The organism is Microcoleus sp. A003_D6, from assembly GCF_036702825.1.
Classification (GTDB): Bacteria; Cyanobacteriota; Cyanobacteriia; order Cyanobacteriales; family Microcoleaceae; genus Microcoleus.
Genome location: NZ_JAUBWA010000081.1, coordinates 1 through 25,768 on the forward strand (window position 1 = coordinate 1; position 25,768 = coordinate 25,768).

The following is a 25,768-nucleotide window of genomic DNA, read 5'->3' on the forward strand; positions in this document are numbered from 1 at the left end:
GCTAGGTATTTATTTCAGGGTTTCATGCCTCCAAATTTAAAATTATTAAATTTGTCTGAATATCTGCGGAATGTGGGCTAAAAGAAGGACATCATCGTGAACCCGACAGCCCCCGCTCAAAACATCCTCGATTGTTTGCAGGTTATTTTGGATGCCACGGCATCGAAAAATTACGAGCTTTTTACCACAGTGGGCGATGCAGGCTACAAAACGAGCATTACACAACAAATGTTTGACGATGTTAGCGAGCAGCTCGCTTCACGCCTGCAAAAGGGATATTCAATTACTTATTTTGGTGAGATAAAACAAGGTAATAGTCCGATTTATTTGTGGAAGCTGAGTTTTGAAGATGGTGGAGATGAATTTGTTGCACACATGACGATGAATGGAGACAAAGTTGCTGGGATTTTCATCGAATGACATATCTTGCTTGATAGGGCGTTTTACTGAAATGAATCTAACGCCGATCGCCCACAACCGTTAATCGAAATCGATCGGGCGGCACAAAGGTGATTCCCCGGCGGGCGGGACGAATTGGCCGATCGAGATTCGATACAAACTCGCGGGAAGACAAAACCGTTGCTAACACCAGCTTCATTTCAAACATCGATAACGCCATCCCGATGCAGCTTCGACTCCCGCCTCCAAACGGTAAAAATTCAGAGGCGGAAAACTTGCGCCCTAAAAAGCGATCGGGATTGAACCCGGCCGGATTTTCGTAGGTTTCAGGGCGACGGTGCGCCAAATAGACACAGGGGATTAAAATCGTTCCCGGTTGATAGGTATAGCCTTCGAGTTCGATCGTCCGTTTCACCTTGCGCGGCTGCGAAATTAAGGCAATTGGATACACCCGCAGCGCTTCCTTACAGACTGCGGTTAAATACGGCGATTGCGAAAGTGCGATCGGATCGGGATTTTCGCCCAATTCATCTAATTCGCTACGCAACCTAGCGAGGCATTCGGGATACTGATGCAGCCAGTAAAACGCCCAAGTCAAGGCCGATCCAGTCGTTTCATGTCCTAACAACAACAGCGTCATCAACTGATCGCGCAATTCTCGATCGCCGAGGGATTCGCCGCTGTCGTCGCGGGCCATCATCAACACCGACAGAATATCCGTGCGAGACGAATCGAGAGAATGCGATCGCCTCTCGGCAATTTCCGCATAAATCAGCGAGTCAATCTGCGCCATCTGCTGCAAAAACTGCCCCCACGGACTCCAAGATCCCAAATTTTGCTGCAAGGGTTCAAAGAAAAATTGTATCGAGTACAGTTCAGACGTAATCGCCTCTAAAAGCTTGCTGAGCAATTGTTTCAGGCGTTCGTAGCGCTCTCCCGGCACTAATCCAAACACGACTTGCAAGATGACTTGCAGCGAAATTTCTGACATTTCTTCGCGCACTGCGATCGCATCTGGGGCCTTCCAGTCGATCGTCCGCTTTTGCGTCAAATCAACAATCAAATGCCCTTGACTGTGCAACTGTTCCCGATGCAGCGCAGGCATTAATAGCTGTCGCTGTCGCAGATGTCGCGGCCCTTCATTCATAATTAGCGATTCATTTCCCACCAGCGGGCGAAATACGTTGGTCACTTTGCCAAACTCAAAGGCATCGGCTAAGGTCGTAAACACCGCCTGAATCGCTTCTGGACTGCCCAGAAACACCACGGGGGGAGAAGCGGGCCCCAACACGCGGGCGGTAAATGTATCGCCGTATTTGGCAGAGTTGCGATCGAAAAATGCGATCGGGTCAGCTACCAGCGAAAGCGTTTGAAACAAAGCAGGAGAACGAGATCCGGTAGGCAGCGTCATTCGATTTTAGATTTTAGATTTTAGATTTTGGATTGAGCCCACTGATAAATGCGGGGGCTTGAGGATTTTAGATTTTAGATTTTGGATTGATTCCATGGATAAATCAAGTGGCGGGTACCACCTTTGAAATTCGCTTGTCATTGCAAAACTGGCGATACACAATAGACCTCTTGCAAAAGTCCTTTTAATCAAATTTTGGAACGGGCTCTCCGGCCCATTCCACAAGAAAAAAACTTTTTGTGGGATGGGCCGGAGAGCCCGTCCCAGCTATTTTTGTAAGAGGTCTAATATTTCTAGTGTATTTTGACATATTGCGAATTCCTCGATCGACCGTTGGCAGCCTGAAATTTATCTGCGGTCGATCGACGGTAGGCTAGAAACTGAGTTTCTGAGCGTAAGTTTTAATTAACTTAGCGCCAGGCGGACGATCGACTAAAAGCTCGATCGCCCATACCTCCTGCCCTCAACCTCCGCGCAACTGCGTCACCAAGTGAACTAATTCCGGTAAAATCAGCTTTTCGACAGCTAGTTTTACGCCATTGCTAGAGCCCGGAAGAGAAAAGACTAACTTACCTTGATAAACGCCTGCAACGGCACGAGAGGCGATCGCCCTCGAACCAATTTCTTGATAGCTCAAGAACCGAAATATCTCCCCAAATCCCGGTAAAATCCTGTCTAGCAAACTCTCCATCACATCGTAAGTCGTATCTCGGGGAGCGATGCCCGTCCCGCCGTTAAAAATGATTGCATCCACATCTTCACGCTGGGAAAAAGCCTGCATTTGCAATACAATTTTTGCCGCATCATCTTTAACAACAGTGTAAGCTACCACAGAGTGACCCGCATCTTTTAGCAGCCTCTTAGTTAACAAGCCGCTCTTGTCTGTTTCAGCCGAGCGCGTGTCGCTAACAGTAATGATAGCGCAATTTACGGTTATTTTAGATAAGTCGGGGTGAGGAATTTGCGTCATATAACAGATGTTGAAGGAAAAAGGAAGAAGCAAGAAAGAAGAGGAAATCAGGAAAAGGGAAGAGGGAAGAAGTCATTAGTTAGTTGTGATTTGTTCGTTGTTAGTTATTCATTATCAAATAACTAATAACCAATAACCAATGCCCCATACCCCATGCCCCATGCCCTATTCCCCATCAATTATGCCTTGCTAAATCCTAAGCCGTTTGCTTCCGAGTAGCGTTCCATGAACCGCATAAATCGATCCCATTCTGCGGGACTTCTCATTAGATAAAGAGCTTCCAAGCCCGCAGGCTGACCGTTGATGAACTTAGCCTTAACCTCGCGAGTGAGGATTTCGCCTTCAGAGTCGATCATGTACATTCCAGTAATTTCTTCGGTACTGGTGCTGCTGAGAGCTTTGGGATTTTCAAAGATAAACGTGGCAGTGCCTTGATCTCCGCTTTTAGAACGGGTTAGGCGCACTTCGGGCACAGCTTCTTCGTCTATACCGCGAGAGAATTGAATTTTAGCCATAATCTGATAGTGGAACCTTAAGGATTGCTTAATTTCTTAATGTTTAATCATAAAACGATTCGGGTACTCGCAAATCAAGACTTGGGAGAGTGGGAGCGGGCCAGAGTGGGGAAATCGGAGACAAGGGAAAGGGGACATGGGTTGGTTCTGTGTACTTGATATCGTTTCCGGCTGCATCGGAATGATACCGAGGACACCGCGAGAGCCTAAGTCCCTACAATTAATCGGGGTAGGGAAACGGCACTGCCGTGTCCTGACTGTGAGTAATATTAATTCCGATACTACGGGACTTAGACGATGTAGGGAGAGTTAATTGGCTCGGCCCGCTTTGTGGCTACCAGAGTTTGGTAGATGAGGGCGGATATCTCGCCGCGGGTGATGTCGCGGGCGGGGGAAAGTTTTTCGCGCGCGGGATAGTTGACCACGATTTTGCGCTCTGTGGCGGTTGCTATGGAGTCGGTGGCAAAACTGGGAATCTGAGCTCGATCGACATAAACGCTCAAAGAATTGGGGTTTCCGCCGACAAACTGCAAGCCGTTTACCAAAGATACGATCGCCTGAGCTCTAGTCAAATTCTGTTCCGGGCGAAACGTGCTGTCTGGATATCCCACCAAAAACCCAGCTCGATTAGCGATTGCGATCGCACCATACGCCCAAAAAACCACCGCCACATCCTTAAAAACCGTCGCCTCGCGGCGCGGCACCAATTCAAATGCCTTCGCCAGCAAAGCCGCGTACTGAGCCCTAGTTAAACTCTCATCAGGTTTAAAAGTACCGTTGGGAAACCCGCTAACAATATTCATCTTTGCCAGGCGATCGATAAAATCCTTGGCCCAGTGCGTGCTGATGTCGCTGAACTTTACCCCCCCAGGAGTCGGAGTCGGCGCAGGAGTCGGAGTCGGCGTCACATTGCCCAACTCAAATAAACCTTTCACCCGCGCAGAATTGAGCTGATTTCCCACCGCAAAAATCTTCACCCCAGTCGCATTTTGCAAATCAAATTCGCCGTTATCCCGAAAAATATTGCCGCCCAAATCTTGAGCCGTACCAATATCTGGCAGCGACTTCCCCACCGCAGTCAAACCGTCTTCGGTATTTTTTTCAATGCGATTCTTGCGTAAAATCGGCTTAGATTCCCCCGCTAAAACTATACCGGAGCGATTTTCCAAAATTTGGTTATCAGCAATCAAAGGAGCCGACTGAGCTTGCAGAGAAATGCCGAAACCCGTCTTTTGAAAAACATTGCGCCGTATTACTCCCTTAGCAGTTCCCGCTGTAATTACGCCAGCCGCTGAGTTTTCTACAAATATGTTGTCTAGAATCGCAGGATTAGCGGTTCCCGTGGCAAAAATGCCTTCGCGCTTGCATTGAGTGAAAGTGCAGTTAGCCACAGTCGGAGCAGTTGACTCAATCCAGACTCCCGTGCCGCGACTATCGAGATTAGTGACAGTTACTCCGCGCAATTCCGAATTATTTGCTAGCAGTATGGTGATATTTTGACCCGCAGCGGTGGGACTGACAAATTTGCCGCTGCCTTGAATTAGAGTGCCGCTACCTTTGTTAGCTTCATTGCCAATAACTTTTACTCCCGAGGGAATTTCCAAGGGGAATTGTTCGCCGCTAGCTGCGCTGTAAGTTCCTGGTGCTAGCTGAATAGTGGTTCCTGATGCAGCGCGGCCGATCGCGCGGGCGATCGTTTTGAATGGAGCCGATTGGCTGCCTGCTGCGGAATCGCTGCCTGTTGTCGAGTTGACGTAAAGTGTTGCCATGTTTTTGTGGAAGAATAGAATTTGCGATCGAGCTTTTATGCACTTTTCATTCTCTACCAACCTGACCCCGGATCTATATTCATCTTTTATCAGGAAGACACCCACAGGGGATTACAACCATAGGGGAATTGCCCTACAAAAAACTATATTTCTCCTTACCAGCAACAGCAAATATCCGATTTATTAAAGAAGTCAGGTATCTGGATTTTCTATTAAACATCTCCAAAAAAGCAAGCTTTGAACAGGCAAGATGCCTGTTCCACAATAATTATTGGAGATGTCTATTTCATTCGCAGACGATCGAGATTCCCTGCCCAAAAACCTTAACCGCTTCTGCCAAATCCGTTTCACCCATCAAAATGCAGCGTCTTAGCAAATCGATATCCAGCGTTTCCAATCCTGACAGTTGACTCTGAATTACTTCTTCATACGCATTTTCCCGGAGATGATACAGCCGCAGCGTGCCATCTTCCCAAAACCAGATTTCTGGCACACCCAAAGCCCGATATTTTGGCAACTTGCTCAGTCCACCGCTAGTATAAACCACCTCGATCGACAAATCGGGAATCTGCTTAGGTTCTCCCAAACAAAACGATTTGTCTGCTTGAGTTGAAGCTTCTCCCGTTTTCTCTTGCGTCATTGAACCAGAAGGGTAAAATTTAATACCTTGTTGCAGCAGAAAAGTTGTCACCAAGTAACCAATGATTTTAGAAAAATTTTCGTGTTGGAATCCCGGCATCAGAATCTCGATCGCCCCTGCAAAAAAAGACAACTTTATGCCAGGGGAAGCTTCCGAAACCTTCTGGATTAACTTGAATTGCTCCCAAGTGCCGTTGAGCACCACTCGCCCATCGAGAGTTTCCCGATCGAGAACTTGTGTCATTGACCCGCACCATTATCTCCTATGGGAATTATAACGCAATACGGTTCACTTAACGCTTTTTCTGCCCCGGATATCCCCCTAAATCCCCCTTAAGAAGGGGAGTAGGGGTTGACTTTAAAAGCTTTCTTGTCCCTCCCTTTTTTAGGGGGGTTAGGGGGGATCTGTCTTAAGTGAACCGTATTGAATTATAACGTATTGTGCGATCGCTCCTACAGACGATCGGATCGATCCGTGCAGCAAATTTAGCTGAGGAATCCGAACAGTTCTTTCTAGTTCCCGGACTCTGCCTGGGAATGCAGATGCTTTGGCTCCGCCTCCCTTAATTTTCGGTTTATTTCACAATACAAGACGCATCCAAAACCACTACAACTTCATTTTGAAAAACAGCACAACTTGTGATTGCTGAAGCTAAGGCGGGAATTTTCCCTTGTTTGAAAGAAAGCCTCGCCTCTTCTGTAGAATCAAATTGATCGAGCCAGTCGTAATCCTCTAAATACTGAAGAGTCAACGAATTGCGATTGAGCATCCAAAAATCAACTCCATAGCTATTAATGAAGTTTTGCAATACAGCTCGATCGGGAGTGTACTGAGCGCGAATTAAATCCCTAACTCGCTGCCGATATCTGCTGTAGTAGCCTTTATGAAAAGGCACTGCATATTCCTTTGCCACCAAAACCGAACGCTGACTAAATGTTGGCAAATGATCCGTATCTGCCGCGATTGAAGCAATCAAGATATCTTTAGGTTGTTGCTCAAAAAATTTGTACAAAGCCGGCATCTTACCTTCTATATAACCGACAGTAGGAAATTTTTCCACCAAGCAGGGATAAAGCACCACTGAGACAGCGATTATCGCTGTCGTCATTAGGGCAACTTGATTTTTTAAAGTAAATTTTGTTTCGGTTTTTGATGCCCAATGACAGACTCCATCGATAATTAAAGTTAGGGCGATCGCAGTTATTAAAACAACAATAAATCGCAAGCTGTAGGCAGTATAGCGACCTGGGTTATACAGCTTAAAAATGATGGCATGAGCAGCAAAAAACATCGCCGAGGATGCTAAAAATAGCTGAAGCAAAAGCCAGATTTTGCTTTGAATCTGATTTGCTAAGGGAAAAGCCGATCGCAAAAACAGCAGCAGCGGAAATAACAGCGCGACACAGTGAGTTACAGGCGTAAACAGCGACTTGGGAAACATCCCGCTGCCCCGCCCTGTCAACCAATAATCTTTGGGGTTTGGACGAAAAAAAGCATTTCTGCCGTCTGGTGCAAATTCGCCCATTTGCTTCGCTTCTGCTGCGGTATAAGTTGGCCCAAATTCTGATTTATCTAAGGCATAGGGCAGCATTACTAAAAAGATTACTCCCAAACCTGTAGTGCAAAATAGGTAATTAGTTCGATCGCCCGACAAGCGCAAACCGCCGTTTTTCCAGCATAGCAGCCGCAAAACTAAAATTCCGGCAGCAACCAAGGCGTAAGGAGGATAGAATAGTCCGATAAGTGCGATCGCTCCCAAACAAGGCAGCAACGAACTGCGGGACAAATAATATAAAAAAGCCAGAAATATCGGATAGATAAAAGCTCTTGGCGTTGTGGAAGCCAAATCGTCTGTCATCCACATATGCTGATTTAACAGCAAAGATGCAATAAATCCAGTCATCGGTACTGGCAGCATTTCTAGGCAAAGACCAAAACAGTAATAAGTGGAGATTAAGCCGAGAAATAGCGGCAATATTTTGTGAAAAAATAGCGGGTGAATGCCAACTGTTGCTGCTAATTTGTAGAGCGTGCTGTATCCTGCGGGGGCTACTGATTGAAAGTAATTAGCAATGAAATCGTTGGGGAATAATTCAGGATCGACAAACCGCATCATCCAGAAAACGTGCTGCCTCGCATCGTCTTGCACCATATACTCGGCGCTGAAGACCTGCTTGAGCCCTAAAATAGCATAAACTGCGGCAAATGTCAAGCTCAGAGTCAACCAAAATATTGTGCGCGATCGGGATTTTTCATCCACAGTCGCAGTCAGAAATTTATGCAAGCGGGCTATGAACATCGCAGTCAAAAAATGTCTTAAATAAAAGTTCGCAGCAGCGCTGAAGAACTACTACAAACAAATACTTTATATGAGATTCGCCTGTAAATCCCACTTTACTTTCAACTTCGCCCGATTTTAGATTATTGTCCAGCCCGCACGCCCGCAATTTTAAGCCGAATCCGATAAAGACTTTTACTTGCCGTAATATAAAGCGTTTGGCGATCGCTTTCTCCCCAAGCCAAATTAGTCGCCGTCTCAGGCACAGAAATCCTCCCCAAAAGCTTGCCATCCGGCGAGAAAATCCACACTCCCCCCGGCCCGGTGCTGTAAACATTCCCCTCTACATCAACTTTTAAACCGTCGGGTACTCCGCCTTGACTAGCATCTTTTAACTCCGCAAAAAGCTGCTGGTTGGTAACAGTTCCGTCCGGTTTTATATCGAAAACGGCAATGTATCCCGCTTCCGAATTGTTGACATAAAGTTTTTGCTCGTCTGGTGAAAAAGCAATGCCATTCGGCAGCACCAAATCCTTAACCAGCAGAGTTAATTTTCCGTCGGCTGCCAGCCTGTAAACACCGTAAAAACCCAATTCTTCCTGCTCTTTACTAACACCGTAGGACGGATCGGTAAAATAAATGCTGCCGTCTGATTTAACAACCAAATCGTTCGGACTGTTGAGCCTTTTTCCCTCATATCTATCCGCCAATGCGATAACTTTACCGTCCTTTTCTGTGCGGGATACGCGGCGATTTTCGTGTTCGGCAGTAAGTAAGCGGTTTTCTTTGTCTAAAGTATTCCCGTTGGCTTTTCCCGAAGGGCGGCGAAATACCTCAACTTGTTGATTTGAGCCGAATTTATAGATAATATTGGCGGGAATATCGCTGAACAGCAAAAAGCCCTCTGGATGCCAAATCGGGCCTTCTATAAATTGGAAATCGCCAGCTAGTTTTTCTAATTTCGCGCTGTCATGGAGAATACGTTGCATGGTATTTTTTTTGTCCTGGTTTTCCGTTTGGGCGGTCAAGATTGTTAAGTTACCCCTAACTTTTTTGCTGGGGTTGGAGACTGCTAAAGTTAATACTATCAACAACAAACTAATTGTAGCAATTTTGACTGTCATTTTGGCGAGCTTAATTGCATTGAGGTCGGTATTGAAATCGATTGTACCGCATTTATATTACAAAAATTATTGCTAGTTCAAGCAAACCGCTGCGGGCTAGCATAGTATAGTAATGTCAGTTTCAAAGGATACACCTTTTGCCTGGTTTCTGCGATTTGCACTCTCTAGAGAAATGTTTTTTTTAATAAAATACTATAAATATAACGAAAATACTTTTTATCTGTTCGCGGTCTTCGCCTAGTGTCATAAACTCGATAGACCCATCTAAATAAGTTATTCACCAGCCTGGGGCATCTTCTATTAAGGTTTCTAGCGCCTCAAATTGCTCCCAAGTATAATCACCTTGTAAGGTAAAGCGTTCTTATTTAACAATTGTTATTGGTTCTGAGACTTGTCTGATTGTGGGCGTAATGCTCCGAAGAAAAATTAGTAGCCCTGCCTTAGTATAACCTAAATAGGGACTATTAATCAAAGTTAATTTGACGGTTAAATATTACTGCCATGATTCTGGGCGATCGCATATTGCCTCAGTACAGGTGAAATAGTGTAAAAATTTGCTTGTTGTTCAATCAAGCAGCGCCGCGATAAAGATTGCAGCGCATTTACCAAGTCTGATGCGGGAATTCGGCTAGTTTCTAGCAAATTTGTCAGGTTAATTGAATCGCTTTCTTTCGCCAACAAGGAGAGGACTTGTTTTTCTAGTTGGGATAGGCGATCGCACTGCTGCTGTAAAACGTCTTTCAAATCTTCCGGCAACAATATGGTATCATCTGGCAATAACTCTGTCACGCATCCCCCCAACTCCTGTATCAGAGTGGCGACGCTTTTTAACCAGAGGGGATTGCCTTGGTAGCGGTGAATCAGTGCTGAGCAGTTGTCGATGTCTGCTAATCCATAATCTCTGAGGATTTCCCGTCCGGCTGCGATGTCTAAACCTTTGAGTTGTAAGCTATTAATCTGTGTATTTTGGTTTTTAAATTGAGTAACTTCTCTGGGTTGTTCCCAACCGATGAGCAGGAAGCAGCTTTGATGTGATATTTTTTCTATTTTTTTGAATAAAGAGCGATATTCTTCGTATTCTGGTTGATATTTTCCGGCTAATTCGCCGCTGCTGAACAGGTTGTGAATGTCATCTAAGACTACTAAGCAGCGATATTTTTGTAAATATTTAATTAGGGATAATGCTTTCTGGTTGGTTGTGGGTGAATCTTGCTTTTCTGACTGGGAGAAAAACTGGATTAAGTTGGCTTCAAATTCCGAGAGGGTGGGGGATGTGTCGAGGTTGCACCAAATGACGTATTCAAATTCGTCTTTGATTTGTTGGACGAGTTGCACTGCGAGTGTGGTTTTGCCGATGCCGAGTCCGCCGGTGAGGGCTATGAGGCTGCTGTTTTGTTGTAAAATCCAGTTGGTGAGGGTTTGGAGTTGTGGGGTGCGATCGAAGAAAGTACCTAATTCTGGCATTTCGCTTAACTCTTGATGCGATGTTTCTTCATTTGGTGGGTGTGAGTTTGGTATGTTTGGTGGGTGTCTAGCTTCTCCACAAATGTTAAAATTACCGATGGCTACAACGTCCGTCGCCTTGTGCAAAATTTGAAACCTGAGAGATTTGGAATCTCTTAATTGCCGATCGTAAATTTGTTTTACTTACTTCTTCCCCTAATCCTTCTGAGAGAATTTGCCATAATTTTGAGCCAATATCCCTGACATAACTCTCGTTACAGTGAATCTCTTCAGCAATTTGGGTGTATTTCTTACCTTGTATTGTTCCTCGCAGAATTGCCTCTTGTAAGTCATCAAGGTGCTTGCCCGTTTTGGCAAACATGAGATCATCAGCCATTTTTAACACTTCCTTAAGATTCATGCGCTCTTGTAGATGTGGTTATTTTCCGTATTATACCTAACTTTTCCCAACATTTTCTGGCATTTCCCAACATTTTTCAATCCCGAGTTTGAATGGCAGACAAAATTGCCAACAAAATTGAGCTTTTTTGGCCTAGACAAAGCTGGGATTTTTGAAATAATGATAGGAGAAATATCTAGCAACAAAAATTAACAATGCTTTTCAATTTAGTCAAAGTAGTCGATCGAGCTAACAGTTTGGCGTTTTTTTATAAAAGCCTTCTTTTTGCAGCACTGGTTTTACCTTTTTCAGCTATTCCAGGGCAAGCTTCTCCTAACTATCAAGAACGAGATGGGATCTATGGCGAAATAAAATTTGCTGAATTCTGTAATACATCTAATCAACTGAGGGCAAGAGTGATCGCGGAAGCTGGTAGTAGAGATTCAAGAGTTAAAAGTGTAGAATTTAAAATGTACTCAAGATACAGTATGAATGTAAATTTCCAAGGAATTGGATTAGCTGTTCCTAGTGGCGAAAATTGGCGAACCATATCTCCTATTGGAGGTCCAAGATATAATACCAGAAATGGTGATAGAAGATTCTACGATACAGGGGTAATGATTGGTCTACTTCAATCAATTGTTGACTCACCCGTCAAATTTTCGATTCACGCTAATCATAGTAGAGGCAGAACAGTTGATCTGGGAGGCGTTGTTGATATGGGAAGAATTGAACCAGGAAAGTGCAGAATATATGATGATGGTAATTTCAGATAACCTGATGGTTGTTATTACGAACTGATTCACAGCGCGATCGCCCTTCTAATTTTTTCCAACCAGAGCGATCGCCCCATCCGACATATTCCATTAACTCTCGTGTCACCCCAACCTCTCTTTCCACCGACAATCCGATCCATTTCTACCATTTCAAAGTGCGATGATTGCACTCAAGGGCGTGAAGCGTAGCTATCCCCTGGGCGATCGCCCTAGCAAACAAAAGGGCGATCGCACCCCATATTAACTTTTATTTCAACTCACAAATACTTATCAGGTTTTAGTTTTGCGATTCATTTTTTATTTTCACCATTTCGCCCTAGATAGTAGAATAGAGCAGTAAGCTGGGCAATTGCCCACCTCCTAAAGCCGCTTGAGAGTAGAATATATCTATGAAGTTTCAGTGGGACTCAAACAAAGCCAGTAGCAATGCCAAAAAGCATGGTGTGTCTTTTGAAGAGGCTGTCACTGTCTTCGGAGATGCACTGGCTATGACAATTTCTGACCCTGACCACTCCGTAGGTGAGATCCGTCTTTTGACGATAGGTCAGTCGAACTTCCAACGTCTTTTGGTTGTTTCCCACACGGAACGAGAAGGTGAGGTGCGTTTAATCAGTGCTCGTTTAGCCACCCGACAGGAGAGAAGAAACTATGAGTCAGGAATCTGAAGAAACAGTCAATGACGAGATGAGACCTGAATATGATTTTTCAGGCGGTGTTCGTGGCAAATACTATGAAGCTTATACGCAATCCAGTAATGTGGTGATTCTCGATCCAGATGTAGCAGAGATATTTCGAGACTCAGCTTCTGTAAATGAAGCGTTGCGATTACTTGCGAAAATTGCCAAGTCTGTCACGGTCTAATTAACTATTTTAAAATTATGCTGATGAATCTGGTGACTGACATTTATGGCGATCGCCCATCTTCGATATTCGCTTAACCCTCCTGTCACCCCAACCTCTGTTTCCACTGACAATCCGATCCATTTCCACCATCTCAAAGCGCGATGATTGCACACAGGGGCGTGAAGCGTAGCTATCCCTCTTGGCTGAATCACCCCAGCAAAAAAAAGGGCGATCGTCCTTTCTTACATATATTGCTTAAGTTGGCACTAATACTCTAGTCCTTAACCCTGACTTAAGATGACTGAAGTCGTCACTACGAACCTGTTTTGTAGTAAGAACTTCAGTAGACCTCTTGCAAAAGTCCTTTTAATCAAATTTTGGAACGGGCAAGATGCCCGTTCCACAAGGAAAAATGTTTTTTGTGGGATGGGCATCTTGCCCGTCCTAGTTATTTTTGCAAGAGGTCTAGTCCTTTCAAATGTTAAGCTGGAAATGAAACAAATAGCGCTGCAATACCAAGAACGATCGCACCGATACTCATCACAAAAGACCAGAAGCGGTGATAACTCTTAACCGTAGTACCGCTATCGCTTTCAAGCTGAATCAAATCCATCCAAGGTGCAACACCCCGGCGGAACCAACCCAAAGTCTTAACATCCATTCCAATCAAACTTTCAACCCGTTTCATGCCAAACAGAAAATTACCAATTGGCCCAAAACGAGAAGCATACCGCAGATAAATCATTCCCGTTCTATCTTGCAGTTTCAAATCAGAACCAAACGCATAACCCGCATCGCCGCGACCAATTAATTCGCCTTGCAGCTTCGCAGGTTGACCTCGCAAAGGACTTGCATAAGGGTCAGACATTAAGCTTAAAACATCCAAGTGTTCGGCTTGTTTGTAATTCGGGAACATCACCAGAGTTTTGAGCAAAATTCCCGCGCCCAAAGCGATTAAAGGACAAGCAACCATCATCATCGGGTTTACAGCATACAGAGAAATGCCGATCGCAAAACCCACCGCTAAGCCCAGAGTTTCTGCACTGTACAGCAGCAAATCGAACACAAAATTGCCGTACAATCTCCGCTTGCTCAAAAGATTGCCTTCACCGACAATCCGGCCCATGTCAAACTCAACATCCAAGCCTAATTGTTCGGCATAAGTGCTCAAAGCGCGAACTCGTTTACCAGTCAGCGGGTGAGTCGAGTTCAACTCCATCCACCAACCCCACGGATTAAACATATCCCACAGAAACACTCGCCCAATTTTTTCTGGTTCCGAAGAAATCCTGTAAGCGGTACCGGTAGATGTGGCAGCTTTGGCATCGTAAATGCCTAAAGCGCGAGTTCCTTCTAACAAACTGCTGGGTTCTGTTGCTGTTTGTCCTTCTTCCAAAATACCGTAAGCAATTTTTACCAAAGCGCGAGATAAAGCGTTGGGGTTGCCAGTAGTTTCGGCTGCAAAATGGTCGGCAAAATATTCTCGCGTCCGCGACAAATACAGCAATAAATAAGTGCCGGCGATGTAAAACAAATAAGCAACAGCAGCTACAGTACCCGCCGCATCTTTAGCTTTGTTGCCACCACTTCGACCCATTCTTTGAGCTGTAGTGTAAATTAAATAAGTAATCTGCACCAAAGTCGAAGCTAAAGTCATTACTGCAAAGTCCCAGTGGACGATGTGACCGAGTTCGTGGGCGTAAACAGTGGCAATCTCTTCGTCGTCTAAATAGGTGAAAAGACCTTGACTGACGACTAAACGAGCGCTGTTTGGAAATGAACCGTAAGTAAAAGCAGTAGGGTTTTGGTCGTCGATAATTCCTAAACGCGGCTGAGTCAGTTTTTTCTGCTTGCAAACCTTCTGAATAACTTTCGCTGTTTCGGGACTCAGGCTTTCAATTTCTGCTAGGGAAACCCAGCGAGTATTGTAGAGCCAATTTTGAGTTAAGTCCATCAAGTAAGGCGATAGGAAAAAAGCAGCGATGTTAAAAATCAGAGTGATCGGAAGTGCGATCGCCAATCCGGCAACTGGATCGGGACTGTTGAGAATCAAAACTGAGGCTAAAGATAGCGCTAACACCATACCAAACAGCAAGCTGATGGTGACGCCGGAAGCTAAAACGAGATTTCCGCCTGTTTTCTGTATCAGTTTAACGCCGGCTTTGGCGGCTCGCCCTGCCTTGCGTAAAGGGGCGTGAGATGACATAATAATCTCCAAAGGTTATTGACAAATGGAAATGACCGTGAGATTTTATCTATACTTCACTGTTTTAACCTGTTAATGCGGATTGCTGTAAGGGGTCTCAACAAAAATATAGAATTTCTTCTAGAATTGTTAAGATTGAAAACCGCCCCTCAATTTATTTCTGGGGATTCAATTCAAAAATCAAAACCCAAAACCCAAAAATCAAAACTATTTAAAAGTTACTGCTATGTCGATCGCTGAAATTGCCCAAAAAACGCGCGTATCTGCTAGAAAATTGGCAGTTTTGTCCGCTGATGCCAAAAATCAAGCTATTGAGGCTATAGCTAAAGCTTTAGAAGCTGCTGCGCCGGATATTGTGGCGGCGAATGCTGCTGACTGCAAGGCGGCTGAGGCGGATGGAATTGCGAAACCGCTGTACGATCGCCTAAAGTTGGATGAGAGCAAGTTGAAAAGTGCGATCGCGGGCGTGCGAGATGTTGCGAAACTCCCAGATCCCGTAGGTTTCGTGCAAATCCACCGCGAATTGGATACAGGATTAATTCTGAAGCGCATTACCTGTCCTTTGGGCGTTTTAGGCATTATTTTTGAAGCGCGCCCAGAAGCTTTAATTCAGATAGTATCTTTGGCAATTAAATCAGGAAACGGCGTCATTCTCAAAGGCGGCAGAGAAGCCGTCCGTTCCTGCGAGATATTGACAAAAGTAATTCACCAAGCATTAGCAGAAACTCGTGTTAATCCAGAAGTCGTGCAGTTGCTGACCACGCGGGAAGAAACAATCGAACTGCTAAAAATGGATGAATATGTAGATTTGATTATTCCCAGAGGTTCTAATTCCTTCGTGCGGTTCGTGCAGGAAAATACCCGAATTCCAGTGTTGGGACACGCCGACGGAATTTGTCATTTGTACGCAGACAAAGCGGCGGATATTCAGAAAGCAGTAGAGATTTCTGTAGACGCAAAAACTCAGTATCCAGCCGCCTGCAATGCCATTGAAACTTTGTTAGTTCACAGTGCGATCGCCCCAAAATTCCTGCCCGCTGTTGCCGAAGCTTTGCAGCAGAAAAAAGTTGAATTGCGGGGAGACGAAAAAACTCGCACCATCTTGGATATTGCCGAAGCAAATGAATCGGATTGGTCTACAGAATACAGCGATTTAATTTTGTCAATCAAAATAGTAGATTCTGTGGAAGAAGCAGTTAATCATATCAATACTTACGGTTCTCGACACACAGATGTGATTGTTACCGAAGACAGCGAAGCCGCCGAAACATTTTTAAATCTAGTCGATGCGGCCGGAGTTTATCACAATTGTTCGACTCGATTTGCCGACGGTTTCCGCTACGGTTTCGGTGCAGAAGTGGGGATTAGCACGCAGCAAATGCCACCTCGCGGGCCTGTTGGTTTAGAGGGGTTGATTACCTATAAGTATCGAGTTGTTGGAGATGGTCATGTTGCGGCTAGTTATGTAGGAAAAGATGCTAAGGAATTTACTCATCGGGATCTGTAAAATAACGCAGCACTACGAGCGGGACGCTCGTGATGCTCGCTCGCGAGCTTCCCGCTGGCACTGCTATACTTAATCTATACCGTTCGCAATCGCGCCCGGAGGTGAAAAAATGTCCGCTGCAATTACCATTAACCCCTATGAAATTCGGCAAATATCCCAACCGCATACAGTAAGTCAGTCAAGGTTGCGATCGATCGCCCAAAAAGCTGAAGTTTTAGCAACAGCAGTAGAGAACAAGTGGGAAGACTTTTCCGATCGGGATCGCGAGTTGCTGAAAGCTCTGATTTACACCTCAATTATAAATCAAGACGGTAATCAGGGTTTTTGGGATTCTCTGCGAACAAGGCTGTCATTAGCTTGGATGCTAATCTGCGGTGAAACTGATGTTCTGGCTGACTACTTCAAGGCCTTAATCCGTCTAAAAAATGCTGTACTTGGAGCGATAGAAAAAGAACACCCAAACTACGAGCAAACAATGGCTGAAGTTGTGCAGGAAACTTTGGCTAAATCTGGCGATCGTCCTGCAATGACACCCGATGAGTTTTGTGAGTGGCTAAACAGTGTATCGGATTAATCCATCTGATAAATTTAAGCGTTCCTACAAAGAGCTTCTGAAGCGGTATTATAAAGGTGAGAAAGCTAAGAAACTTTTTCAGGACTATATTGCACAAATTATCAAAAATTTAAATAGCAATCCTTTTCTACCTAATTCTTTCGCTGAAGGATGGCCGGGAAGTTTGAGCAAACCGGAGGAATGGGAATTCCGAAAGTATTACTTTGATATGCCAAATTTACGGGGTGCGGCGGGCGAGGGAAGACTTATGTACTTAGTCGATCGTACTCAAAGTAATCGATCTTGCCTGGATATATACACACAGTGAGTTTCCCAAGCGTCCTCCTGACAAGAATTTAAAGCAATTGCTTGTAGAGTTGATGGAGTCACAGCAAGAGGAGGAAAACTTGTCAGAGTCAAATGATGATGAGGGAGAGTCTACATCATCAAACGATCGGTAAAGCTATTGAGTCGAACATTAATAATGCTGGGGCGATCGCCCTTCCTTCCCTCGCATTCAAACAAATTTAGGTACAATAAGCTATACTGTGCTCGGCGACTCCCCAACTCGAACAATTTGCCGTGGTTTATGTCTAACTCCTCCCTCCTCACCCCAGGCTCAACTCTCGAAAAACGCTACCGCATCCTCCGCGAATTAGGCCGGGGCGGCTTCGGGCGTACTTACCTCGCAGAGGATATCAACCGCTACAACGAACAATGCGTGCTCAAAGAGTTTTCTCCGGTGGTTCACAGCCCGAAAGCTGCCGAATTGTTCGATCGCGAAGCGAGTATGCTTTACAACCTCCAACACCCGCAAATCCCGCGCTTTCGAGAACTCCTGCGAACCGATATCGGCGGTAATCAATCTTTATTTTTAGTACAAGATTATATCAAAGGTCAAACCTACGAAGAAATACTGATATCGCGCCAGCAACAAGGTAAAAATTTTAGCGAAGCTGAAGTTACTCAACTGCTATTTCAGCTTTTACCAGTTTTAGAATACATCCACTCAAAAAATTTAATTCACCGCGATATTTCACCGGATAATATTATTCAGCATGATGCTGACAAACTGCCATTTTTAATTGATTTCGGTTCTGTCAAACAAATCGCAGCCAATGCGGTACTTCAGTTTAACGGACAATCGGATACGGCGATCGGCAAACAGGGTTATTCGCCAACGGAACAAATGCGGCAGGGTAAAGTGTCTCCCGCTAGCGATTTGTATGCTTTAGCAGTCACGGCTTTAGTCTTGCTGACAGGGAAAAAGCCTCAGAAATTGTATGATGTTAATCAAAAAAGTTGGGATTGGCGATCGCACGTCAGTGTCAGCCCAAATTTAGCCGCAGTATTGGATCGGATGTTAGCAGACCAAGCGGGCGATCGCTACCAATCTGCAAAAGAAGTCCGCGAAGCACTCAAAGACCCAAAATTATCCCAAATTGGCAATATCATCTCCCAAATGGTGACAATGAACTTTGTCGGCCGCCCTTTCAAAAACATCACTCAAACTGCTACAAACAATCATAGTCCTGTCAACCAAAACCCTCAAATTGTTAAAAATCTCAACATTTTTAAGTTAATACCTTGGAAAGCAGTCGCGAGTTTAAGCGTGGTTTTATTGCCCGGAATGCTAGCTTTTAGCATAGTCAAATCTGGTTTTACGCTACCAAAACTACCTGATTTGCCCAAAATCCCAGAACTTCCGCATTCTCCAAATACATCTTTAGATGCCGAAATCGCTCGTCAAGAAAAGATTGGCAAGCGCCGCAAAAATCTTAATCTTGATAAGGATATATTTTATCAGAAAGTGGATGAATTGTTTTACAATAAATATCCAGAACTACAAGGTCGTAGCTTGACAGAAAAGCCAGAAGATGCAGAAATTAGACAGAAATGGTATGAAGTTGCTGAGGATTTGCTGGACAAGTTGGAGAAAGGAGGACGGTTGTGAAATTCAATCATCCTGGACGCATAAACTCTATTTGTAGGGTGCGCATTGCGCACCTTACCTGGTTTAATACAAATTGGTACAGGCAACGCACTTTTAGTTTATTTCACAATGGATTCAATTCAACTTACAGGAATTCGCTGCTACGGATACACTGGCTATCTACCGGAAGAACAGGTTTTGGGGCAGTGGTTTGAAGTGGATGTCACACTCGGGCTGGACTTATCGCAAGCTGGAAAAAGCGATGATATTGAACATACTCTCGATTACCGGAGTGCCATTACTCTAATTCAACAGCTAGTCAAAGACTCGAAATTTTTATTAATCGAACGCCTAGCAGATGCGATTGCTCAAGCGCTTTTACAACTACCTTTAGTCGAGAAAGTCAAACTACAACTCTCAAAACCTGCCGCCCCTATCCCTGACTTCGGCGGCAGAATTACTCTAGAAATTACTAGAACCAAAGACAGTAATTAACTGGTTGCGAGTAAGGACACGCCACCACCGTTTCCCTACAAATATAATTTGAGTTCGCTTACGCACGCAGACCTCAGAAACCCGGTTTCTTCATAAATTTGTCGTTACTAAACGCAAAACTCGTAGAAACCGGGTTTCTAGTCCGATGCGTCATCCTTAAAACTGTCAGAAGTTTTGACTAATGACTGATGACTGATGACTAATGACTAATGACTGATGACTGATGACTGATGACTGATGACTATTGACTAATTACCACTTCAGCAAATTAAATTCTTCCATATCTACTGTATTGCGGTTGCGGTAAATCGCCAAAACAATCGCCAAACCCACCGCTGCCTCAGCAGCCGCTACCGTAACTACAAACACGGTAAATACTTGACCTTTAATTTGTACGGGGTCAAGATAGTTAGAAAAACCCATCAAATTGAGATTGACTGCATTTAGCATCAACTCGATCGACATTAACACCCGCACTGCATTTCGGCTGGTAATCAAACCGTAAATGCCAATGCAGAAAAGTGCAGCAGCTAATAACAGGAAATACTGGAGTTGCAGTTGCATAAATTTTTAGAGTTTCTCTCAGTCAAAATTACTACAAAATAGGCAGATAGAGGACTTGCGAACAGAAACCGGGTTTCTCGCCTGATGGTGCGCAGTGCACACCCTACTAAAAAATAGGTGCGCAGTGCGCACCCCGCACCCTACTATTACTTTGTTTCGGGCGAAGAAACATCTCCGGCCGAAACTAATTCGCGAGGTCTTTCTTGCAAACTAAAAGCTGGTGTTTCCGATAGCCTGTTCGACAATTCATCTGGCAAGAAATCGCGGCGTGCTAGCACAATTGCTCCCACCATTGCCATCAACAAGAACACTGATGCTAACTCGAAAGGCAGCAAAAAGTCGGTGAAGAAATGTTTGGCGATAGTCACAATCGAACTTTCTGCCGGTGCTCCAGTCGTCGCCACAATAGCCCAAGGAGTAGACACCACCATCGTACCCAAAAGCGCAAATAAACCACCGCAAACCAGTGCTGTTGCTACTTGACGCACCCAAGCTTTGGGAATTGTGCGGAAGTCTTCTCGCTTGTTTACCAACATGATGGCAAACAAAATCAAGACGTTAACAGCACCAACATAAATCAACACTTGCGCTGCTGCGACAAAATCAGCATTCAACAACAGGTACAAACCGGCAATGCTGGTAAATACTCCGCACAGCAAAAATGCTGAGTAAACGATATTGGAGAACAGCACTACTCCTAATGCTCCTCCAATCATCATTAGTGACAGTATGCCAAATGAAACAATTTGAACCCCTTCGGCTAGATTCACAATTTTTAATCCTCAATCATTAGTTTTCTATTGTTCGTTTTTACTCATTAGTCGTGGAGAGGGCGGGTTTATATATATCTAGGCTGGGTGCCTTTATCTGTTGGCGAACCCGCCCCTACAATTTGTCCTAATCTACGAAAGCTGTTGCTATACCAGTCATTAATAATTAGTTATTTCACTAATGACTGATGACTGCTGACTGCTGACTGCTGACTAATGACTGATGACTGCTGACTAATGACTAATTACCTACTTTTCGATAATTTCCTCTGGACGGAGACCGGCGCGGCGATCGGTGTAGGAAACTTCATGGGGGTCGATCGCACCTTTCGGCAAATAAGCGAATTCGCGCAGCGGTGTCACCATCGGGTCATCTGTAACCTTGTAGGGCAAACGTCCGAGGGCCACATTGTCATAATTCAATTCGTGGCGCTCGTAAACGGCTAACTCGTATTCTTCTGTCATGGACAAACAATTAGTCGGACAATATTCTACGCAGTTTCCGCAGAAGATACACACTCCAAAATCGATACTGTAGTGCTTGAGTTGTTTCTTCTTAGTTTCTTTGTTAAATTCCCAATCCACTACAGGTAAGTTGATCGGACATACCCGAACGCAAACTTCGCAGGAGATGCACTTGTCAAATTCAAAGTGAATTCTGCCCCGAAAACGTTCGGAAGGAATTAATTTTTCGTAAGGATACTGCACCGTAATCGGTCGGCGTCTCATGTGATCGAAGGTCACGGCTAGCCCTTGGCCGATATACTTAGCAGCTTGAAGAGTCTCTTTGGCGTAGTCGCCTACTTGATTGAGGAATTTTAGCATCGTGTTCTCTCTCTGTACTTGAGTTTTTGGTAATTGCTAACTGATAATAGGTAATTGGTTAACAGCTAATTTTTATGAGCTGTTGCCCTTTACCTATTATCAATTAACCGCCAAAAGCAAAGGGAAAGGCAAGCTTCAAAGCTGCGGTCAATAGCAAATTAACTAAAGCAACGGGCAGCAAAAACTTCCATCCCAAATTTAGCAATTGGTCGATCCGAACTCGCGGCAGAGTCCAGCGCAGCAGAATTGCCAGAAACAGGAAAAAGTAGGCTTTCAGCATGGTCATCGTAATGCCCAGCGTGCCGGTAATTACCTGCAACCAAGGAGTCGTCTCGCTCAATCCCAGGGCATTTGTGATGGCTCCGACCGGAATCGGGCACTCCCAGCCCCCGAGGTACAAAACTGCTACTAGCAGGCAAGAAAGGACGAGGTTAACGTAGGAAGCGATGTAGTACAAAGCAAATTTCATGCCTGTGTACTCAGTCTGATATCCTGCTACCAATTCTTCTTCTGCTTCTGGGAGGTCAAAGGGCAACCGTTCGCATTCTGCCAGTGCACTGATCCAGAAAATCAGGAAACCTGCGGGTTGGCGCCAGACGTTCCAGCCGACAATGCCGTAGCCGGCTTGTTGGTGTACGATGTCGATCGTACTGAGGCTGTTGGACATCATCACAACTGCCAATACTGCCAAAGCTAGAGGAATTTCGTAGCTGAGGGATTGAGCGGCGGCTCTGAGTCCGCCGAGGAGGGCGTATTTGTTGTTAGAAGCATAGCCGGACATCAGCAAGCCGATCGGCTGAATGCTAGAAAGAGCAATCCACAGAAATATCGCTGTCCCCATATCGGCGATCAGCATATGCTCTCCGAAGGGCACGATTAAGTAGGAGAGAAAAACTGGAATCACGACAATGACCGGCCCTAGCGTGAACAGCAGCGCGTCAGCTTTTGCCGGTACGATGTCTTCTTTGAATACCAACTTCAAACCGTCGGCAACGGGTGCTAGAACTCCCAGAGGGCCGATGAATTCCGGGCCAATCCGCTGTTGAGCGGCGGCGGAAATTTTCCGCTCTAGCCAGACGCTAGTGAGTACCCCGAATACGGCACCGACAATCATCAGCACCATTGGCAGCGGTAGCCAAAGCAGATGGGCGATGTCCGCCGGTAAGCCCAAATTCATCAGGGCTTCTACAAAACTTCCTTGTAAGTCAATTCCTGGGTTCATGTTTCCAGATGAATCAGCGATCGCATATATTTTTGCACCCATCCTTCGTAGGAGTAGGCTTAGAAATCGGGGTCTTTGTAAAGATTTTTAATGCTTTACCGCCTAATAGTATATCGCCCGACTGGCTCGAAGAACGCACAGACAGGGTGAAGTTCTAATTATATGAGCCCGCAGCGTAGCTAATGGGTCGGTAATTTATGTATTTTTAGAAGACCGAGCGGTTGAAACCGCGTCTATACAGACAAAACCCGCCTCCGCGGGTTGAAGACTGATTGGTTAAAATTACCTTTTTTTCTTCAGTCCGCGGAGGCGGACTTCGTTTGTGTAGATGCGGTTTCAACCGCCGTCTTATCTGAATAAAGATTAAATGCCAAACAAAAGGGCAGAGAATTAATTCTCTGCCCTTTTTATGCTTTAAAGTAACTTTCAAATGGTTTAAACCATAGATTTTACGTCACTTTTTTTATGGAACTGGGCAGAATCGAACTGCCGTCCAAAATGGGTATTTACCTTCCGATCGTTCACAGGTTTATCCCCTCTAATCCTCGGGGCGGGAACCATCTTTATCCCAAATGGGGGGATTTTCTAGTGATTGCTTTCCTAGCTAGCCGACTAGAAACGTTTAGCTAGGGCATCCGTTGGGGGTTGTTATGCTACCGTTAACGGAGTAAGGTGGCATACACTCTGAACCAAGCTAGAGAAGTTTTTAGGCTACAGCTACGGCTTTGCGAGCGAAAGGAACGATGTTGTTCGCATTTACTATTTTTTTTGAGCCGATATTAACGAGAGTAGACTCCCTCTCGACCTGCATCACGGAGCAGCTTTCGCCACCCTGTCGAAACCATTACAGCCCCTCGTGTGTTCTCTGATTGTAGACCATATTTTGTGTAACGTCAATTGATTTTAGATTTTGGATTTTAGATTTTCGATTTTGGCACAAAGCTGAGTCAAGAATATTTACATCTTTCACCATTTTCTTGAACAGGCTTTCCGGCCTGTTCCACAAGAGTTGAGTTTTCCTGTGGCGTGGGCCGAAGAGCCCGCCCAGGTTTATTGACAGTGGTCAAAAATGTCAGCCATGCCAAATTTAATGCAAATTTTCGTCCCAGACGCCGATGTAAATCCGATCGCGCTCGTTGCGTTCGATCGTCCCTTCAAGCGAACCCTTCCTAAATGTAAACTGATTAGTCCGTCGCTGCTGCACGTTGCGCAAGCCCTGCAAAATCTCCCGGTTGGCGCCGCCCACCATCCCGTTTAACGCGGTTCGCACGACCAAATCGTCCACAGACTGGGCAAAAGAACCCTCTGTTTGCACAAGCTGGCCGGAATCGCGATCGTAAATGTAGCCGAGAGTAATTCGGTTCGGCAATATTTCATAAAGTGCGGTGCGAGTATTCGGCCAATAACCCCGGGCTTGAGAGTCAGTCGGTTCTCCCAATTCAGCTACTATCTGACTTTCCGGCGTACCAACCGCAAACCCACGGATTGTGGGAGTCTTCTGATAATTGGTTCCCGGTTGTTCGGGGCTGGGTGCGGGCGATCGATCTGGCGGCAACTCTTTGTCAACAAGTTTTTCCGTTGGTGTGGGTTCGGCAGCCTCGGGAGTTGGCGCTGGTGTTGGAGTTGGCGCTGGTGTTGGAGTTTCAGCAGTCGGCGCTGGAGTTTCAGCAGTCGGCGCTGGAGTTTCAGCAGCAGGCGCTGGAGTTTCAGCAGCAGGCGGCGGAGTTTCTCTGGGAGTCGGCGCTGGGGTTGGTGTCGGCGCGGGAATTGGTGCGGAGCTCGATCGCGCGTCTGGATCTGGGGGGGTCGAAGTGCGATCGTCCTGGGCCACCGGTGCGGGTTCCGAAGACTGCCGGTTGAGGAAAACCCTAGTAATACCGAAAAAACCTGCAAAAATAAGTGCGATCGCCACCAACCCCAAAATCCACCAAATCTTGCCGTTTCCTCCCCCAGAAGACACCACAGCAGGCGCAGTTCTCGAAACAGCCGGCGACTGAGGCCCGTGTCCCGGAATCACCGCCACCGTCGGCCCGGTGTCCGGCGACGCAGCACCGCCCTGTTGATGCAGCAGGGACAGCCACTCATCCACGCTAGCAGGGCGATTTTGAGCTTCTACCGTCATCCCTCGCATCACCGCAGAACTGACAGCCGCACTTAGCTGAGGCTGCAAGTCGCGGGGTGAAGGCATCGGCTGGCTGGTGCGTAAAATTGCAGCTACCGGCACCTGTGCTGTCAGTAAAGTGTAAAGCGTCGCCGCCAGACCGTAAACATCTGTTGCGGGCGTATATTTTCCTTGGGCAAAATACTGTTCTGGCGGTGCATAGCCGTCGGACACCATATTAGTGTGACTTTGGGTTGCACCTGGAGTAAACTCGCGGGCAATGCCAAAATCAATCAGCACGACTTCCTGAGTACCTTGGCGCAAAATAATGTTTTGCGGCTTGATATCTCGGTGCAGCAAACCCTTTTGATGAACCGCCTTTAAAGCAGCGCCAATTTGAGTGATGTAGAGAATTGCGAGATTTTCTGGGAGGGGATTGTTTCCACCGACTACCTCTGCCAAATTCTGACCGGCAATGTAGTCCATTACCATGTATGGCTGTCCGTCTTCGACAAAGAAGTCGCTGACACGCACTATATTCGGATGAACGCAGGATGCCAATCGCCTCGCTTCGTCTTGGAATTTGCGATCGAACTCGGCAAAATTGGGCTGACTGCGCAGAGATTCGTTGAGGGTTTTAATCACTACGGGCTGTCCTAAGTAGCGGTGATTTGCCCGGAAGGTAATCCCAAAGCCTCCCCGCCCCAGTTCTTGTTCGATGGTATATTTTCCACCCTGTAAAGTTTTGCCGATTAGCGCATCCATAGGTTCAGGCGATCGCGTACCAGATAATATGGCTGATTATGGCACGTATGGTGGGCGAACTTACCACTCTAAAGGGCGATCGCCCGGATTGCATCATTGTATTGATCGGTATTGCTCGCACCTCCGTAGTGTTAGGTTGCATTCTAAGCCCCTAGATGTAGGTCATAGTTTTCCTCCAGGTTTGTCAAAAATGTGCTTATTAACGAAAAGAAGTGTGTTTTGATAATATAGAATTGAAGAGTATTCAGTATTAACGGAA

The 25,768-nt window shown here is 45.6% G+C and carries 23 protein-coding genes, 1 other RNA gene and 1 pseudogene; 8 read left to right on the forward strand and 17 right to left on the reverse strand.

Annotated features, from left to right (window positions below):
- Positions 1-96 precede the first annotated feature (96 nt).
- On the forward strand, positions 97-420 hold the full coding sequence (locus QUB70_RS21030; RefSeq protein WP_332983210.1) for a hypothetical protein: 324 nt from the start codon (positions 97-99) through the stop codon (positions 418-420).
- Between the two features lie 37 nt (positions 421-457).
- On the opposite strand, the gene QUB70_RS21035 is transcribed toward QUB70_RS21030, so the two are convergent.
- From QUB70_RS21035 to QUB70_RS21070, 8 genes and pseudogenes are all read right to left on the reverse strand, one after another.
- Positions 458-1,810, reverse strand: a complete 1,353-nt coding sequence (locus tag QUB70_RS21035; protein ID WP_332983212.1) for a cytochrome P450 — start codon at positions 1,808-1,810, stop codon at positions 458-460.
- Between the two features lie 463 nt (positions 1,811-2,273).
- Positions 2,274-2,780: a MogA/MoaB family molybdenum cofactor biosynthesis protein gene (locus tag QUB70_RS21040; RefSeq protein WP_332983213.1), complete on the reverse strand. Its 507-nt coding sequence runs from the start codon at positions 2,778-2,780 to the stop codon at positions 2,274-2,276.
- A 179-nt stretch (positions 2,781-2,959) separates the two neighbouring features.
- Positions 2,960-3,295 carry a photosystem II reaction center protein Psb28 gene (gene psb28 / locus QUB70_RS21045; protein WP_332983215.1) on the reverse strand — a complete coding sequence of 112 codons (336 nt, stop codon included), beginning with the start codon at positions 3,293-3,295 and terminating at the stop codon, positions 2,960-2,962.
- A gap of 290 nt (positions 3,296-3,585) precedes the next feature.
- The gene (locus QUB70_RS21050) at positions 3,586-5,124 is read right to left on the reverse strand and encodes a DUF1565 domain-containing protein (protein WP_332983216.1); all 1,539 of its coding nucleotides are present in this window, start codon (positions 5,122-5,124) and stop codon (positions 3,586-3,588) included.
- Positions 5,125-5,350: 226 nt separating this feature from the next.
- Complete coding sequence (locus QUB70_RS21055; protein ID WP_332983218.1) at positions 5,351-5,947, reverse strand: Uma2 family endonuclease; 597 nt, start codon at positions 5,945-5,947, stop codon at positions 5,351-5,353.
- A gap of 331 nt (positions 5,948-6,278) precedes the next feature.
- A complete protein-coding gene (locus QUB70_RS21060) occupies positions 6,279-8,003 on the reverse strand; it encodes a hypothetical protein (RefSeq protein ID WP_332983219.1) in 1,725 nt (574 codons plus the stop codon).
- A gap of 122 nt (positions 8,004-8,125) precedes the next feature.
- Positions 8,126-9,106, reverse strand: coding sequence for an SMP-30/gluconolactonase/LRE family protein (locus tag QUB70_RS21065; RefSeq protein WP_332983221.1), 981 nt, complete (start codon positions 9,104-9,106; stop codon positions 8,126-8,128).
- Between the two features lie 486 nt (positions 9,107-9,592).
- A pseudogene (locus tag QUB70_RS21070) lies at positions 9,593-10,970 on the reverse strand (NB-ARC domain-containing protein).
- 194 nt (positions 10,971-11,164) lie between these two features.
- On the opposite strand from QUB70_RS21070, the gene QUB70_RS21075 reads away from it, so the two are divergent.
- A complete protein-coding gene (locus tag QUB70_RS21075; RefSeq protein ID WP_332983222.1) occupies positions 11,165-11,725 on the forward strand; it encodes a hypothetical protein in 561 nt (186 codons plus the stop codon).
- Between the two features lie 26 nt (positions 11,726-11,751).
- Here QUB70_RS21075 and QUB70_RS21080 read toward each other — a convergent pair whose 3' ends face one another.
- Positions 11,752-11,874, reverse strand: a complete 123-nt coding sequence (locus QUB70_RS21080; protein WP_332983223.1) for a hypothetical protein — start codon at positions 11,872-11,874, stop codon at positions 11,752-11,754.
- A 240-nt stretch (positions 11,875-12,114) separates the two neighbouring features.
- Here QUB70_RS21080 and QUB70_RS21085 point away from each other — a divergent pair, with 240 nt between their 5' ends.
- Entirely contained in the window at positions 12,115-12,390 is a 276-nt protein-coding gene (locus QUB70_RS21085; protein ID WP_332983224.1) for a BrnT family toxin, read from the forward strand.
- Positions 12,374-12,586 (forward strand): hypothetical protein, encoded by a 213-nt coding sequence (locus QUB70_RS21090; RefSeq protein ID WP_332983225.1) that lies wholly within the window; start codon positions 12,374-12,376, stop codon positions 12,584-12,586. The genes QUB70_RS21085 and QUB70_RS21090 overlap by 17 nt, the downstream gene beginning before the upstream one ends.
- Before the next feature lie 463 nt (positions 12,587-13,049).
- Here the strand turns inward: QUB70_RS21090 and QUB70_RS21095 are convergent, their stop codons facing one another.
- A complete protein-coding gene (locus QUB70_RS21095; RefSeq protein WP_332983226.1) occupies positions 13,050-14,774 on the reverse strand; it encodes a zinc metalloprotease HtpX in 1,725 nt (574 codons plus the stop codon).
- A 226-nt stretch (positions 14,775-15,000) separates the two neighbouring features.
- Here QUB70_RS21095 and QUB70_RS21100 point away from each other — a divergent pair, with 226 nt between their 5' ends.
- From QUB70_RS21100 to folB, 4 genes are all read left to right on the forward strand, one after another.
- The gene (locus tag QUB70_RS21100; RefSeq protein ID WP_332983228.1) at positions 15,001-16,281 is read left to right on the forward strand and encodes a glutamate-5-semialdehyde dehydrogenase; all 1,281 of its coding nucleotides are present in this window, start codon (positions 15,001-15,003) and stop codon (positions 16,279-16,281) included.
- Between the two features lie 109 nt (positions 16,282-16,390).
- Positions 16,391-16,855 (forward strand): hypothetical protein, encoded by a 465-nt coding sequence (locus QUB70_RS21105; protein ID WP_332983229.1) that lies wholly within the window; start codon positions 16,391-16,393, stop codon positions 16,853-16,855.
- 568 nt (positions 16,856-17,423) lie between these two features.
- Entirely contained in the window at positions 17,424-18,788 is a 1,365-nt protein-coding gene (locus tag QUB70_RS21110; RefSeq protein WP_332983231.1) for a serine/threonine-protein kinase, read from the forward strand.
- Positions 18,789-18,896: 108 nt separating this feature from the next.
- Positions 18,897-19,262 carry a dihydroneopterin aldolase gene (gene folB / locus QUB70_RS21115; protein ID WP_332983232.1) on the forward strand — a complete coding sequence of 122 codons (366 nt, stop codon included), beginning with the start codon at positions 18,897-18,899 and terminating at the stop codon, positions 19,260-19,262.
- A gap of 252 nt (positions 19,263-19,514) precedes the next feature.
- On the opposite strand, the gene nuoK is transcribed toward folB, so the two are convergent.
- The 7 genes from nuoK to QUB70_RS21150 all read right to left on the reverse strand — a co-directional run bounded on the left by nuoK (position 19,515) and on the right by QUB70_RS21150 (position 25,651).
- Positions 19,515-19,820: an NADH-quinone oxidoreductase subunit NuoK gene (nuoK, locus tag QUB70_RS21120; RefSeq protein ID WP_228042566.1), complete on the reverse strand. Its 306-nt coding sequence runs from the start codon at positions 19,818-19,820 to the stop codon at positions 19,515-19,517.
- 152 nt (positions 19,821-19,972) lie between these two features.
- Entirely contained in the window at positions 19,973-20,596 is a 624-nt protein-coding gene (locus QUB70_RS21125) for an NADH-quinone oxidoreductase subunit J (protein ID WP_332983233.1), read from the reverse strand.
- 249 nt (positions 20,597-20,845) lie between these two features.
- On the reverse strand, positions 20,846-21,421 hold the full coding sequence (gene ndhI, locus QUB70_RS21130) for an NAD(P)H-quinone oxidoreductase subunit I (RefSeq protein ID WP_332983234.1): 576 nt from the start codon (positions 21,419-21,421) through the stop codon (positions 20,846-20,848).
- 103 nt (positions 21,422-21,524) lie between these two features.
- Complete coding sequence (gene nuoH / locus QUB70_RS21135) at positions 21,525-22,643, reverse strand: NADH-quinone oxidoreductase subunit NuoH (RefSeq protein WP_332983247.1); 1,119 nt, start codon at positions 22,641-22,643, stop codon at positions 21,525-21,527.
- 463 nt (positions 22,644-23,106) lie between these two features.
- Positions 23,107-23,497, reverse strand: a transfer-messenger RNA (tmRNA) gene (ssrA, locus tag QUB70_RS21140).
- Between the two features lie 233 nt (positions 23,498-23,730).
- Entirely contained in the window at positions 23,731-25,509 is a 1,779-nt protein-coding gene (locus QUB70_RS21145) for a serine/threonine protein kinase (protein ID WP_332983235.1), read from the reverse strand.
- 4 nt (positions 25,510-25,513) lie between these two features.
- Positions 25,514-25,651, reverse strand: coding sequence for a hypothetical protein (locus QUB70_RS21150; RefSeq protein WP_332983236.1), 138 nt, complete (start codon positions 25,649-25,651; stop codon positions 25,514-25,516).
- Between the last annotated feature and the right edge of the window lie 117 nt (positions 25,652-25,768).

What these genes read in the sequence shown, in the direction of transcription:
- QUB70_RS21035 (WP_332983212.1), bottom strand. Translation starts at nt 1,810, where the DNA reads ATGACGCTGCCTACCGGATCTCGTTCTCCTGCTTTGTTTCAAACGCTT.
- QUB70_RS21040 (WP_332983213.1), bottom strand. Translation starts at nt 2,780, where the DNA reads ATGACGCAAATTCCTCACCCCGACTTATCTAAAATAACCGTAAATTGC.
- psb28 (WP_332983215.1), bottom strand. Translation starts at nt 3,295, where the DNA reads ATGGCTAAAATTCAATTCTCTCGCGGTATAGACGAAGAAGCTGTGCCC.
- QUB70_RS21055 (WP_332983218.1), bottom strand. Translation starts at nt 5,947, where the DNA reads ATGACACAAGTTCTCGATCGGGAAACTCTCGATGGGCGAGTGGTGCTC.
- QUB70_RS21060 (WP_332983219.1), bottom strand. Translation starts at nt 8,003, where the DNA reads ATGTTCATAGCCCGCTTGCATAAATTTCTGACTGCGACTGTGGATGAA.
- QUB70_RS21065 (WP_332983221.1), bottom strand. Translation starts at nt 9,106, where the DNA reads ATGACAGTCAAAATTGCTACAATTAGTTTGTTGTTGATAGTATTAACT.
- QUB70_RS21075 (WP_332983222.1), top strand. Translation starts at nt 11,165, where the DNA reads ATGCTTTTCAATTTAGTCAAAGTAGTCGATCGAGCTAACAGTTTGGCG.
- QUB70_RS21080 (WP_332983223.1), bottom strand. Translation starts at nt 11,874, where the DNA reads ATGGTAGAAATGGATCGGATTGTCGGTGGAAAGAGAGGTTGGGGTGAC.
- QUB70_RS21085 (WP_332983224.1), top strand. Translation starts at nt 12,115, where the DNA reads ATGAAGTTTCAGTGGGACTCAAACAAAGCCAGTAGCAATGCCAAAAAG.
- QUB70_RS21090 (WP_332983225.1), top strand. Translation starts at nt 12,374, where the DNA reads ATGAGTCAGGAATCTGAAGAAACAGTCAATGACGAGATGAGACCTGAA.
- QUB70_RS21095 (WP_332983226.1), bottom strand. Translation starts at nt 14,774, where the DNA reads ATGTCATCTCACGCCCCTTTACGCAAGGCAGGGCGAGCCGCCAAAGCC.
- QUB70_RS21100 (WP_332983228.1), top strand. Translation starts at nt 15,001, where the DNA reads ATGTCGATCGCTGAAATTGCCCAAAAAACGCGCGTATCTGCTAGAAAA.
- QUB70_RS21105 (WP_332983229.1), top strand. Translation starts at nt 16,391, where the DNA reads ATGTCCGCTGCAATTACCATTAACCCCTATGAAATTCGGCAAATATCC.
- QUB70_RS21110 (WP_332983231.1), top strand. Translation starts at nt 17,424, where the DNA reads ATGTCTAACTCCTCCCTCCTCACCCCAGGCTCAACTCTCGAAAAACGC.
- folB (WP_332983232.1), top strand. Translation starts at nt 18,897, where the DNA reads ATGGATTCAATTCAACTTACAGGAATTCGCTGCTACGGATACACTGGC.
- ndhI (WP_332983234.1), bottom strand. Translation starts at nt 21,421, where the DNA reads ATGCTAAAATTCCTCAATCAAGTAGGCGACTACGCCAAAGAGACTCTT.
- nuoH (WP_332983247.1), bottom strand. Translation starts at nt 22,643, where the DNA reads ATGAACCCAGGAATTGACTTACAAGGAAGTTTTGTAGAAGCCCTGATG.
- QUB70_RS21145 (WP_332983235.1), bottom strand. Translation starts at nt 25,509, where the DNA reads ATGGATGCGCTAATCGGCAAAACTTTACAGGGTGGAAAATATACCATC.
- QUB70_RS21150 (WP_332983236.1), bottom strand. Translation starts at nt 25,651, where the DNA reads ATGCAACCTAACACTACGGAGGTGCGAGCAATACCGATCAATACAATG.